This window comes from Pseudomonas sp. ok266, assembly GCF_900110195.1.
In the GTDB taxonomy this organism is placed as follows: domain Bacteria; phylum Pseudomonadota; class Gammaproteobacteria; order Pseudomonadales; family Pseudomonadaceae; genus Aquipseudomonas; species Aquipseudomonas neuropathica.
The window spans coordinates 17,583-28,494 of sequence record NZ_FOCU01000024.1; the positions used below are offsets into that span (position 1 = coordinate 17,583).

11 protein-coding genes are annotated in these 10,912 nt (G+C 60.9%); 6 read left to right on the forward strand and 5 right to left on the reverse strand.

Features of this window, described 5'->3' with window-relative positions; genetic code table 11:
- Nucleotides 1-24 precede the first annotated feature (24 nt).
- Nucleotides 25-645, forward strand: coding sequence for a LysE family translocator (locus BMY54_RS29405; protein WP_093442563.1), 621 nt, complete (start codon nucleotides 25-27; stop codon nucleotides 643-645).
- Here BMY54_RS29405 and BMY54_RS29410 read toward each other — a convergent pair.
- Nucleotides 642-1,055: a VOC family protein gene (locus BMY54_RS29410; RefSeq protein ID WP_093442567.1), complete on the reverse strand. Its 414-nt coding sequence runs from the start codon at nucleotides 1,053-1,055 to the stop codon at nucleotides 642-644. The genes BMY54_RS29405 and BMY54_RS29410 overlap by 4 nt on opposite strands.
- Before the next feature lie 210 nt (nucleotides 1,056-1,265).
- Here BMY54_RS29410 and BMY54_RS29415 point away from each other — a divergent pair, with 210 nt between their 5' ends.
- The 3 genes from BMY54_RS29415 to BMY54_RS29425 are packed head-to-tail and all read left to right on the forward strand — an operon-like array spanning nucleotide 1,266 to nucleotide 3,808.
- Entirely contained in the window at nucleotides 1,266-2,348 is a 1,083-nt protein-coding gene (locus BMY54_RS29415; protein ID WP_093442572.1) for a bifunctional transcriptional activator/DNA repair enzyme AdaA, read from the forward strand.
- Between the two features lie 32 nt (nucleotides 2,349-2,380).
- Nucleotides 2,381-3,178 carry an isocitrate lyase/PEP mutase family protein gene (locus BMY54_RS29420; RefSeq protein ID WP_093442575.1) on the forward strand — a complete coding sequence of 266 codons (798 nt, stop codon included), beginning with the start codon at nucleotides 2,381-2,383 and terminating at the stop codon, nucleotides 3,176-3,178.
- Nucleotides 3,179-3,808 carry a DNA-3-methyladenine glycosylase family protein gene (locus tag BMY54_RS29425; RefSeq protein WP_093442579.1) on the forward strand — a complete coding sequence of 210 codons (630 nt, stop codon included), beginning with the start codon at nucleotides 3,179-3,181 and terminating at the stop codon, nucleotides 3,806-3,808.
- Nucleotides 3,809-4,226: 418 nt separating this feature from the next.
- On the opposite strand, the gene BMY54_RS29430 is transcribed toward BMY54_RS29425, so the two are convergent.
- The 3 genes from BMY54_RS29430 to BMY54_RS29440 all read right to left on the reverse strand — a co-directional run bounded on the left by BMY54_RS29430 (nucleotide 4,227) and on the right by BMY54_RS29440 (nucleotide 7,425).
- Nucleotides 4,227-5,324, reverse strand: a complete 1,098-nt coding sequence (locus BMY54_RS29430; protein WP_093442583.1) for an extracellular solute-binding protein — start codon at nucleotides 5,322-5,324, stop codon at nucleotides 4,227-4,229.
- 2 nt (nucleotides 5,325-5,326) lie between these two features.
- Nucleotides 5,327-6,436, reverse strand: a complete 1,110-nt coding sequence (gene aguA / locus BMY54_RS29435) for an agmatine deiminase (protein ID WP_093442586.1) — start codon at nucleotides 6,434-6,436, stop codon at nucleotides 5,327-5,329.
- A 104-nt stretch (nucleotides 6,437-6,540) separates the two neighbouring features.
- Nucleotides 6,541-7,425, reverse strand: a complete 885-nt coding sequence (locus BMY54_RS29440) for a LysR substrate-binding domain-containing protein (RefSeq protein WP_093442589.1) — start codon at nucleotides 7,423-7,425, stop codon at nucleotides 6,541-6,543.
- 392 nt (nucleotides 7,426-7,817) lie between these two features.
- On the opposite strand from BMY54_RS29440, the gene BMY54_RS29445 reads away from it, so the two are divergent.
- Nucleotides 7,818-8,333: an HvfX family Cu-binding RiPP maturation protein gene (locus BMY54_RS29445; RefSeq protein ID WP_093442592.1), complete on the forward strand. Its 516-nt coding sequence runs from the start codon at nucleotides 7,818-7,820 to the stop codon at nucleotides 8,331-8,333.
- A gap of 3 nt (nucleotides 8,334-8,336) precedes the next feature.
- On the opposite strand, the gene BMY54_RS29450 is transcribed toward BMY54_RS29445, so the two are convergent.
- Nucleotides 8,337-9,953: a L,D-transpeptidase family protein gene (locus BMY54_RS29450; protein ID WP_093442595.1), complete on the reverse strand. Its 1,617-nt coding sequence runs from the start codon at nucleotides 9,951-9,953 to the stop codon at nucleotides 8,337-8,339.
- 151 nt (nucleotides 9,954-10,104) lie between these two features.
- On the opposite strand from BMY54_RS29450, the gene BMY54_RS29455 reads away from it, so the two are divergent.
- The gene (locus BMY54_RS29455) at nucleotides 10,105-10,818 is read left to right on the forward strand and encodes a murein L,D-transpeptidase catalytic domain family protein (RefSeq protein ID WP_093442598.1); all 714 of its coding nucleotides are present in this window, start codon (nucleotides 10,105-10,107) and stop codon (nucleotides 10,816-10,818) included.
- Nucleotides 10,819-10,912 lie beyond the last annotated feature (94 nt).

Sequence of the window (10,912 nt, forward strand, 5' to 3'; positions counted from 1 at the left end):
CGCTCTCGTTTCTGGAGTGCCGTCATGGATCTCGCCACGCTCATCCTGTTTCTTCCGGCCTGCTTCGCCCTGAACATGGCCCCCGGGCCAAACAATCTGCTGTCGGTCAGCAACGCCACGCGTTATGGCTTTCGCCGTGCCTGCACGGCGGGTATCGGGCGGATTCTGGCGTTCGCCGGGATGATCGCACTGGCCGGTGCCGGTCTGTCGGTGGTGTTGCAGACTTCGGAGTGGTTGTTCCAGGCGATCAAGATCATTGGCGCCGCGTATCTGCTGTATCTGGCCTGGCAGTTGTGGCGGGCCAATCCCGAGGCCGAGCAGCAAGTAACAGGCGGGATCGTTGGCTTCTTTGCTTTAGCACGACAGGAGTTTCTGGTTGCGGCGGGCAATCCGAAGGCGATTTTGCTGTTCACCGCGTTTCTGCCGCAATTCGTCGACCCGGCGCGCCCGGTGGCGGCGCAATTCGCCGTACTCGGCGTGCTGTTCCTTTTATTGGAGTGGATCGCCATCAGCGCCTACGCGTGGATGGGCCTGCACATGCGCCGCTGGTTCGCCGAGCCGCGCGGCAAACGGATCTTCAATCGTTGCTGCGCAGGCCTGCTGTCGGCAGCGGCTTCGGTGCTGTTGCTGGCCAAACGCGCTTAAGCCTCGGACGGGCCTTTGAGTTCGACCTGATTGCCGTCCGGGTCGACGCAGTACAGCGACAGCCCTTTGCCCTCGGCGCCGAAGCGTGACTCGGCTTTGGCCACGCTCAAGCCGAAGGATTGCAAGTGCGCGCGCAGTACTTCTTCGTCGAACGGCTCGATGCGCAGGCAGAAGTGATCGACGTTACGCCGCTCGCTGCCGGCCGCCCCGCCGCCCTTGCGGCCGAGTTCGCCTTGCAGGTCGACGAGGTCGATCATCGAGGTGCCGGCGCGCAGGTGTATCAGGCCCAACGGTTCGTTGCGCTTGACCACTTCGGCGCCGAACACCTGGCCGTAGAAGTCGATGCTGCTTTGCAGGTCGGCGACGCGCAAGACGATGTGATCAATGTGTTGGATGGAAAACGGATGCATCGGGCACACCTCAACAAACGGTAGGAGCTGCCGATAGCGGCGATCTGGGATTTTGGGACGCGGAGCGTCCCGGGCTGCATTCCCACGCAGAGCGTGGGAACGATCAAGATCGCAGCCTGCGGCAGCTCCTACACGGTAGTTCAGGGGATTTGAAAATTCACTGTCGATTTTTCGGTGGAGCCATCGAGTATCTGGTTTTACTCTCGAACCATGAACATACAAACCGCTGTCCTGCCGCCCCACGCCGAAATGGTTCGCGCCATGCTCGAACGCGACACTGCCTACGAGGGCGTGTTCTTCACGGCCGTGAAAACCACCGGGATCTTCTGCCGCCCCAGTTGCACGGCGCGCAAACCGAAACCGGAGAACGTCGAGTTCTTCGCCCACGCCGACGACTGCCTGTCGGCGGGCTATCGCGCCTGCCTGCGCTGCAAACCACTGGATGCCGCAGCCATCGCCCCGGACTGGGTGCAACGGCTGCTCAACGCCGTGGACGCCGATCCGGAGGTGCGCTGGAGCGACGCACAATTGCTCGCTGAAGGCATCGAGCCGCTGAAGCTGCGGCGCTGGTTCAAGCAGCATTTCGGCATGACCTTCCATGCGTGGCTGCGTACGCGCCGCTTGGGCATGGCGCTGGGCGGGATCAAGCAAGGCATCTCGATTGATCACGCCGCGTTTGATTCGGGTTATGAATCGCTCAGCGGTTTTCGCGATGCCTTTCAGAAGTCCTTCCACATCACCCCCGGTCGCGCCGAACACAGCGAGCCGCTGCTGTTCACCCGGTTGACCACGCCGCTGGGGCCGATGATCGCCATGGCCGAACGCCGCGGCCTGGTGTTGCTGGAATTTCTTGATCGCCCGGCGCTGACCCGCGAAGTCGAAGAACTGCAACACCGCTACGGCTATGCGGTCGCGCCGGGGCACAACGCGCATTTGCAGCAGATCGAGGCGCAACTGGCGCAGTATTTCGCCGGCCAGCTGAATACCTTTACCGTGCCATTGCACCTGCCCGGCAGCGAGTTCGCCCGGCAGGTCTGGTCGGCGCTGCTGCAAATCCCTTACGGCCACACCAGCACCTACGGCGCCATCGCCGCCGGTTTGGGCAAACCCGGCGCCAGTCGCGCGGTCGGCCTGGCCAACGGGCACAATCGGCTGTCGATTGTGGTGCCTTGTCATCGCGTGATCGGCGCGGATGGCTCGCTGACCGGCTATGGTGGTGGGCAGCCGCGCAAAGCGTTTCTGCTGCGACTGGAAAACGCCGCAGTGCAGCTCACCCAACAACTGGCATTCTGACGAATCGAATCAACTGACAAGAAGGATTTTTGATGAACGCGCTCGCTACGCAGTTTCACCAGTTGCACCAGCAAGGCCTGTTGATGCTGACCAATGTCGGCGACGCCACCGGTGCGCGACTGGTCGAGCACCTGGGCGGTAAAGCCGTGGCCACCAGCAGTGCGGCGGTGGCCTGGGCCCACGGTTATCCGGACGGCAACACCCTGCCCCTCGAACGGCTGGTGTCGACGGTAGAAGCCATCGCCCGGGTGATCAGCGTGCCGTTGACTGTGGACGTTGAAGCCGGTTACTCCGATGACCTCGGACGCGTGGCCGAAGTGCTGGATGCGGTGATCGCGGCGGGTGCCGTCGGAATCAATATCGAGGACGGTTCTGCGGATCCCGAGTTGCTCGCGCGCAAGATCGAAGTGGCGCGACGGGTGGCCAACAAGCGCGAGGTGCAGCTATTCATCAATGCGCGCACTGACGTTTATCTGAAAAGCCTTGTGCCGGCCGAGGATCGCGTCGCCGAAACTCTGCACCGCGCGGCGCTCTATCAAGCGGCCGGAGCGGATGGGTTGTTCGCGGCGGGCGTGACGTCGGCCTATGAAATCGAGGCCATTTGCAAAGGCACGACGCTACCGGTCAATGTCCTTGGTTTCGCTTGCCTGCCTTCGCCCGAAGAACTGCAAGCACTGGGCGTACGCCGCTTGAGCGCCGGCTCCGGCATTGCCGAATTCCTCTATGGCGCGATGGGCGGGCTAGTGAAAAGCTTTCTGGCCAGCGGCAAACTCGACAGCCATGACCTCAAGGCGTTCACCTACGGCGAAGTCAACGGCTTGCTGAAATAAATGGCTGACGACTATCAAGCGGCCAGCGTGTTTCTGGCCGCGCTTGATCCGGACTGGCAGCGCCATGTTGCAGCGGTCGGCCCGTGCCTGCATCAGCCGCATCCGGCGCGTGATCCGTACGAGTCATTGGTGCGGGCGATTGCTTATCAGCAGCTGCATGCCAAGGCCGGGGATGCGATTGTCGGGCGCTTGTTGGGATTGTTTCCCGGTCAGACGTTTCCTCGTCCCGAGCAGATTCTGGCGACGGAGTTTGATCGCATGCGCGGTTGCGGGTTTTCGGCGAGCAAGATTGCGACGATTCAGGGGATTGCTCAGGCGACGCTGGATGGCGTGGTGCCGGATTACGCCACGGCGTTGGCGATGGATGACGAGGCACTGATCGAACGTTTGGTCAGTTTGCGCGGGGTCGGTCGCTGGACGGTGGAGATGTTGCTGATTTACAGCCTGGAACGCATGGATATTTTGCCGGCGGATGACTTTGGTGTGCGTGAGGGTTATCGGCGCTTGAAGGGGTTGGAGGTGCAGCCTACGCGTAGGCAGATGGTTGAGATTGGTTTGGCGTGGAGCCCGTATCGGACGGTGGCGGCTTGGTATTTGTGGCGGGTGCCTAAACCGTTGCCCTCACCCTAGCCCTCTCCCAGAGGGAGAGGGGACTGATTGGGGGAGATTGGGGATTTACGCCGACTTGAAATAACGTCTGTGAATCCATGATTGCCAAGACTTCTCAATTCCATAATCGACTGCCCTCACCCTAACCCTCTCCCAGAGGTAGAGGGGACTGATTGGGGGAGATTGGAGATCTACGCCGACTTGAAATAGCGTCTGCGAATCCATGATTGCCAAGACTTCTCAATTCCATAATCGACTGCCCTCACCCTAGCCCTCTCCCGGAAGGAGAGGGAACTGAGTGATATTGGAGATTTACGTCGACTTGAAATAGCACCTCTGAATCCGTAATCGACTCGGTTTTTCAGGTCGATGTTTAACGTAAGACACCTCGGTCGGCCCCCTCTCCCTCTGGGAGAGGGCTGGGGTGAGGGTCAGCTTTTCACAGCCCGGACTTCAATCGGCTGAACGCCCGAATCAAAGCCCGATTGAACGCTTTGCCATTGTCATTCTTGCTGTACAGCGAAGCCCTGACCTGCGCGGACGGATACGTCCCCGGATCATTGCGAATCGATGCATCGACCAAACCATCCGCCGCCGTAATAGCGTTGGCGTAATGAATGGTGTCAGTGATCGGCGCAATCACCTGCGGCGTCATCAAATAATCCATCAACGCCAACCCGGCCTGTGGATGCGGCGCGTCCTTGGGCACGACCATGGCATCAAACCAGATCAACGTACCCTCCTTCGGAATCCGGTAACTCAGCGTGAACGGTTTCTTCGCCGCCTCAGCCTGCCCCGCCGCGATCGCCACATTGCCATTCCACGACATCGCCACGCAGGTGTTGCCGTTGGCCAGATCGCTGATATTCAGGTCGTTATCGAAGTAACGAATGTACGGCCGGATCTTCGCCAGTTGCTGCTCGGCGAGCTTCAAGTCATCAAGATTTTGCCGATTGATGTCCAGCCCCATGTACTTCATGACGGCGGCAAATACTTCGTTGGGATCGTTGAGCAGACTCACCCCGCAGTCAGCGAGTTTCGAAACCACTGCCGGATCGAACAGCATCGCCCAACTGTCCGTCGGTGCATCGGGCAAACGCTGCTTGATCGCCTGTTCCTGATAGCCCACACCGGTGGTGCCCCAGGCGTAAATCCCCGCATATCGATTGCCCGGATCGAACACCGCCATGTGCTGGCGAAACTCCTCGCCAACCCCGGCAAAGTGCGGCACCCGGGCCTTGTCCAGCGGCTGGATCGCGCCGCTTTCGATGGCCCGCGACAGATGCTGCCCGGCGGTCAACACGAGGTCGTAGCCGCTGCGCCCGGTGAGCAATTTGGTCTCGACGGTTTCCAGCGAATCGAAGTGATCGGCGACCACATGAATACCGGTCTTCGCCTCGAAATTCTTCAGCGTATCCGGCGCCAGATACTCGCCCCATATGTACAGATTAACCACCGGCTTGGCGGAGTCAGCGGCCTGCACACATAGGGGTGCAAGCACCAGCAATAACGCTTGAGTCAGTTTGTGCAGGCCCATGATTACACTCCTTTGCCGGCGTATTGCGGCATGGTGATGCACGCAACGTTGCCGCCGCCAAGGAGGATTTCCCGGGAGTTTTCGATGCCGACTATCTTGTGCTGCGGGAACAGTTCGGCCAGCGTCGCCATGGCAACCTTGTCGTTACGATCACCGAACAGCGGCACCACGATCGAGCTGTTGCCGGCGTAGTAGTTGATGTACGACGCGCAGATTTTCGTGCCGGCCTGACGGGTGTGAGTGCTGTCCTGCTGATCAAGGCCTTCGGCTTCTTCGGCGGTCCACTCGAGCACATCCGGTTGCGGCAATTTGTGCACGATCAGCTCACGACCACGGCTGTCGCGGGTGCTGCGCAGGATGTCGAAGGCCTCTTGGTAGATTTCCCACTGCGGATCGTCGCGGTTATCGGTCCATTGCAGCACCACTTCGCCGGGACGGACGAAACAGGCGAGGTCATCGACATGGCCATCGGTTTCGTCGAACTTGCAGCCGCGTGGCAGCCAGATCACTTGTTCGGCACCGAGGTAATCGGTCAGGCGTCGGGTGACTTCGTCCTTGCCCAGATGCTGGTTGCGATTGCGGTTGAGCAGGCATTGTTCGGTGGTGAGGATGCTGCCCTGGCCATCGCTCTGGATGCCGCCCAGCTCGGCAATCAATGGCGCGCGGTAGCGGTCGAAACGCTCGATCTCGAGGATTTTGCTGGCGATCTGATCGTCCTTGTCCCACGGGTAATAGAGACCACCGTCGAGGCCGCCATAGGCGTTGAATTCGAAGTCGACGCCGCGTACTTCACCGCTCTGGTCGTTGACCACAAAGCACGGGCCGCTGTCGCGAAACCAAGTGTCATTGCAGGTCATCTCGACCACGCGCACCTGCGGTGGCAACTGCCGGCGGGCCGTGGCGAATTGCGCGGCGGAGGCACAGACGGTGACCGGCTCGCTGTGGGAGATCGCGGTGACGATCTGCACCCAGACTTTCTGCGCCGGTTTTGCGCCGTTGCGCCAGACGTCGGTGCGCTCCGGCCAGCCCAGCCAGCAGCCGGATTTGGCTTCGAATTCGCCGGGCAGACGAAAGCCGTCGTGTTTGGGGGTGGAGTCGAGCAAACGTGCCATGGTCAAACCTCGTCTTCGCGATGGGATTGGAATGACCACAGGCTAAGGGCGCGCGCACTGCGCCTGCCAACGATGATTATTACGGAACAGTTGAATTCAACTCATCAATCGGCCAGTTGATCGTTGAACCATTCGAGCATCTGCGCCACCGCCGGACGCTCCAGCCGCAGCCGCTCGCAGACCAACGCATATTGGCCGAGCGCGGTCATGCTCGATGCGAAGGGACGCACCAGTCGACCACTTTGCAGATCTTCCTGCGCCGTGAGGTTGTCGCCCATGGCCACACCCTGCCCTTGCGCCGCTGCTTCCAGCGCCAACCCGGCGTGGGCGAAATACAACTGACGCTGCGGGCGCAGATCACCGGCGTGACTGGTCAGCCAAGCGGTCCAGGTCTTGCCGTCCTGATCGTCGTGCAGCAGGCAGTGGCGAGCCAGATCCTTCGGCGTTTTCAAGGTGCCCTGGTTGAACAGGCCGGGGCTGCACACCGGGAAAAACTGCAGAGCGGGCAACGGCCGGACGAAGTAGGCGCTGCTGTCCACCGGACCGGTGCCGTAGGTGATCGCCAGATCGATGTCTTCGCCGGGCGCCGTGGCATCGATCGGTTGTTCATAGAGGTGCAAGGTGATGTGCGGATAACGCGCGTAGAAATCGGTGAGTCGACTCATCAGCCACTTCTGCGCGAGTTCGGCGGTGACGGCCAGCCTGAGCACTGCCAGTGACGATGGATCGCGCAGCTCATCGCAGGCCTCGCCGATCAGTTCGAAGGCCTGTTGCAGGCTTTGCATCAAGCGGCCGGCGGCGATGGTCGGGCGGATTTGCCGACCTTCGCGGATGAACAGTGAGACGCCGAGTTGTTCTTCGAGCTGGCGGATCTGATGGCTGACGGCGCTGTCGGTGACACAGAGTTCGGCGGCTGCACGGCCGAAATGCGCGTGGCGGGCGGCGCATTCGAAGGTGCGCAGAGCGGCCAGTGAGGGAAGTCTTCGCATGGAGGTGGTCCGTTTTTTTGGCCATGCTGACTGCGCTTTGGGGGCGCGTCCAGCCTTGTCACCCTCACCCCAGCCCTCTCCCGGAGGGAGAGGGAGCTGACCGAGGTGTCTTACGTCATCCATCGACCTGAAAAATCCAGTCGATTATGGATTCAACAAAACAGGTTCACGTCAGCGTACCTCTTCAATATCCCACGGTCAGTCCCCTCTCCCTCTGGGCGGTCCGACGTTTCGGGAGGGTTAGGGTGAGGGGCCTTTGACTGTATCGCTCTGTATACCCCGAAGCCGCAGACACACCAAAAGCACAATCCCCCACCCCGCCGACACATCCCCGATACACCCCAACGCTGAAATACCCCGGTCGATTTCACTCAACTCACCGGAGCTGCATCATGACCGCCACCCTTTCAACCGCCGTCAAAACCCTGCACCTGAACCTCGACCGCGCCGGCACCTGGCTCGCCCCTCTGACGCTGCGCCTGTTCATCGCCTGGGAATTCTTCGAATCCGGGCTGGAGAAATTCAACGGGCAGAACTGGTTCGAAGACATTCAGGAGCGATTCCCCTTCCCGTTCGATCACCTGCCGGCAACGTTGAACTGGGAACTGTCGATGTGGGCCGAACTGATCTGCGCACTGGCGATTCTGCTTGGCTTCGGCACGCGAATTTCGGCGGTTTCGCTGATCGTGGTCACCGTCGTCGCGACCGCCGCCGTGCACTGGCCCGCGGACTGGTCGTCACTGAGCGAGCTGGCGCAGGGGTATGCGATCACTAACAAAGGCTTCGGCAACTTCAAGCTGCCGGCAATTTACCTGGCGGCGCTACTGCCACTGGTGTTCGCCGGGGCTGGCAAGTTGAGTGTCGATGCTTGGCTGGCGCGGGTGTTCTGGAACCGAAGCACCCGCTGAGGCTCAATGCGCTCGATCAAGCCCCACCAGCAATGCGCTGTCGCGACTGTAGATGTCCGGTGAGTAACGCACGCGGCCACTGCTGTCGACCTGTGCCGTCCAGTAAGTCATCAGGATCGGCACCGGTTCCGACAAGCGAAATTCGTGGGTGGTGCCGGTAGCAAGCAAGGTCTCGGTGCGGGCCTTTTCCGCCGGGGTGAGCAGCAGATCACGCAATTGCATCGGGTGCTCGACCCGCACGCAGCCGGAGCTGAAGGCGCGCGGACCTTTTTCGAACAGCGCCTTACTTGGTGTGTCGTGCAGGTACACCGAGAACGGGTTGGGGAAGCGGATGACCATTTGCCCCAACGGATTACGCGGCCCGGCGTCCTGACGCAGCATGATGTTGCCGGGGTTATCCCAATCGATGTCCGCCGCCGCCAGCGGCTGCCCGTTGGCGTCGAGCACTTGCAGGTTCTGCCGGCTGAGGAAGGTCTGGTCCTTGCGGATTTCCGGCAGCTTGTCTTCTTTCCAGATGGTCGGCGGCACGGTCCACGTCGGGTTCAGGGTCAGGCGTGTCACCCGCGATTTCAGCAGCGGTGTCTGGCGTTCGGCGCGGCCGACCTGAGTACGCGTTTGCCACACCGGAACACCGCCCTGATACAGCGTCAGCTCGGCAGCGGCGACGTTGACCAGCAAGCCATTGGGCTCCAGATCCTGGGCCATCCAGCGGAAACGCTCGAGGTTGACCCGCAGTTGTTCGCGGCGGCTCAGCGGACTGATGTTGAGTTCGGCAATCGTTCCCGGCCCGACGACACCGTCAGCCTGCAGCGAGTGGTTGGCCTGAAAACTCTTCACCGCGTCGACCAGCACGCCGTCATAAGCATTGCCGGGCGTACCAATGATCTGAGTCAGATAACCTTCGTTGTAAAGACGCTGGGCCAGTTCCGGCACGCGTTTGTCTTCCATGGCCGGGCGCAACAGCGGCCCGCTGCCCACCGACTGCCATTGCGGCAAGGCTTTAAGCCGTTGCGCGGCGTAGAGCTGACGCAGGTCCTGATATTGCGCCAGACGCGGCCGGGCCAGATCGAACGCGGCGGGAATGTCGTGCATGCCCGGTACCGCGATGGCCAACAATTCCGCCTGACGGTCGCGTGGGGTGGCGTCGGCATGCCACAGCGGTTCGAAGTGCGATTGCAACAGGCTTCCGTAATGCAGATCCTGCAGGGCCTGGAGGTAGTTGCGGCTGATGTCGATGTCGGCACACAACTCGCCATCCTGCGGCACGGTGGTCGCGATCGGGTAGCGTTTAGGATTGAGGCCATCGTCGGCTAACAGTTGCAATTGCGCCTGCAAGGCCGGCAATCGTGCCGAGTCACCGGCCCACACCGGCATCCAGTCCTGCTGCTGGTAGAAGGCCTGCAATTGCGTCAGCGCCGGGCCATTGAGATGCGCGGCAATCGCCGGGCATGACTGCGCCAGACTGACCAAAACCGCCTGCAACGGACTTTGCGGCTCGACCGGCATTTCTGCCGGTGGCGTCGGCAGTGTTTCCAGCGGCGGCAGCGGTTCATCGGCACAAGCGACAAACGGCGCAGCGAGCAAACAAATGCTCAAGTAGCATGCGTACTTTTTGAACAACTGCTTTACTCCAATCCATGGCCGTCTAGATGATGGCCAACCTTACATCAGGTGCGCTGAACAGTCAGGCTCGATCAACGGGCTTGCCGGTATTGACTGGGAGTCAGGAGCCAAAGTGCCAAATAAGTAGCAAGTGAGGACACTTTATAAAATGTTGACGTTTTTGCGCCGACTTCTGTTGACCACCGCGACCCTTGTCGCCGTGTCCAGTCCCGTTTTTGCCGCCGGCAAACCATCGCCGGTTCTCTACACCAGCCTCGCGCACGCCGCGCCAGAACTCAATCCCCAGGCGCTGAAAGGTGCCCTGAACGCCATGCAATGCGCGGTCAACAGCGGTGCGAAACCGTCGCGTCACCTGGCGATCATCGACTATTCGCAGCCGTCCACCGAACGCCGTCTGTGGATCTTCGACCTCAACAAAAAGAAACTGGTGCTGCGTGACCTGGTTGCTCATGGTTCCAACTCCGGGGAAAACTTCGCTACGCAGTTTTCCAATGTCGAAGGCAGTTACCAGTCGAGCCTTGGCCTGTTCCGCACGCAGGAAAGCTACAGTGGCACCCACGGTTATTCGCTGCGCATGGACGGTCTGGAGCCGGGTTTCAATGACATGGCCCGCGATCGCGCGATCGTCATTCACGCCGCCAGTTATGTGAATCCGTTGTGGAGCAAGAAACAGGGACGCATCGGCCGCAGCCAAGGCTGCCCGGCAGTGCGACCGCAGATTGCCAAGCAAGTGATTGATCGCCTGAAGAATGGCCAGTTCATGTTTTCGTGGTACCCGGATCAGCGCTGGCTGAAGTCGTCGCCGTACCTGAACTGCCAGCCGCAGCAGGTGGCGAGCATCCTCAACACCCACGCGAGCTGACGGCCACCACAAATCCCCTGTAGGAGCGAGCCTGCTCGCGATAGCGGTGTGTCAGTCTCTGAAGATATTGGCTGTGCCGGCCCCTTCGCGAGCA